Source organism: Pseudomonas tehranensis (assembly GCF_014268615.1).
Lineage (GTDB): Bacteria > Pseudomonadota > Gammaproteobacteria > Pseudomonadales > Pseudomonadaceae > Aquipseudomonas > Aquipseudomonas tehranensis.
In genome coordinates this window covers 1-1,146 of sequence record NZ_JABWQV010000043.1, presented here as the reverse complement: position 1 = coordinate 1,146, position 1,146 = coordinate 1, and the positions used below count along the sequence as shown (strand labels likewise).

The window sequence follows — 1,146 nt, the reverse complement described above, 5'->3', positions numbered from 1 at the left end:
ACCTGAAGCCGGTCGGGTCTCGTGCCTGACCGGCGTGGAGAGTGTGTCTAATGCCGTTGAACCCTGATATCGCTGCGTTCCTGGAACTGGTCGGCAATGGCCGCGCCAGTGGCAAACGCGTACCCATGCATCAGATGAGCCCGGTCGAAGCTCGTGAGCAATTCGATCAGTCATCGTTGTTGATGGATGCCGGTGGCGAGGCGCTGGACGTTGTCGAGGCGTTGCAGATTCCTGCTCGCGATGGCGCGCATCTGGCGGCTCGCCTCTACAGTAATCGGGCGCTGGAGGCGGGTGCAGCGAGGCCGGCGTTGGTATATTTCCATGGTGGCGGCTACGTGGTCGGTAGCCTTGATTCCCATGACTCGCTGTGCCGTAACCTGGCGGCGATGGCTGATTGTGTGGTGGTGTCGGTGGCCTATCGACTGGCGCCGGAGTTTCGTTTTCCCACGGCTGTCGACGATGCCCTGGATGCCTGGAAATGGCTGGTGACCGAGGGGCAACGGTTGGGCATCGATGCCCGGCGTCTGGCGGTGGCGGGCGACAGCGTGGGGGGTAGTCTGGCCACGGTGTTGGCGGCGCAGCCGCTGGACACGCCGCCGTTGTTGCAAGTGCTGATCTACCCGGTCACCGACGCCAGCCGCAGCACGGCGTCCATCGAGCGTTATGGCGAAGGCCATCTGCTGGAGAAGGATTCATTGAGCTGGTTCTATGAGCAATACCAGCGCGACGTCAACGATCGCCACGACCCGCGCTTCTCGCCGCTGCTGGCCGAGATTTGCGCCGGTATGCCGCCAGCGCTGCTGGTCCTCGCCGAGTGTGATCCGTTGCACGACGAAGGCGTGGCCTATGCCCAGCGTTTGCGTCAGGCCGGTGTGCCGGTGGAACTCAAGGTTTACGCCGGCATGACCCACGACTTCATGCGCATGGGCGCCATTGTCGATGATGCTGAAGAGGCCCAGCAGCATATTGCCCAGCGTTTGAGGGAGGTGTTTGCCGGGTGAAGTGAGTGATAGTGAAAAAAACGCCGACGCAAATGTCGGCGTTTTTTTGCCTGTCGGGAGCCGGTGTTAACAAGTTTCAGCGTTCACCATCAATCCCCCGGTGGGAGCTAATGCTGTTCACTTAAGGCAATCGACAAACCCGTGG

General features: G+C 61.3%; 1 protein-coding gene. It reads left to right on the top strand.

Going from position 1 to position 1,146, the window contains the following annotated elements:
* The first annotated feature begins 50 nt into the window (after window positions 1-50).
* Complete coding sequence (locus tag HU811_RS10205; RefSeq protein WP_186655641.1) at window positions 51-1,001, top strand: alpha/beta hydrolase; 951 nt, start codon at window positions 51-53, stop codon at window positions 999-1,001.
* The last annotated feature ends 145 nt before the right edge of the window (window positions 1,002-1,146 follow it).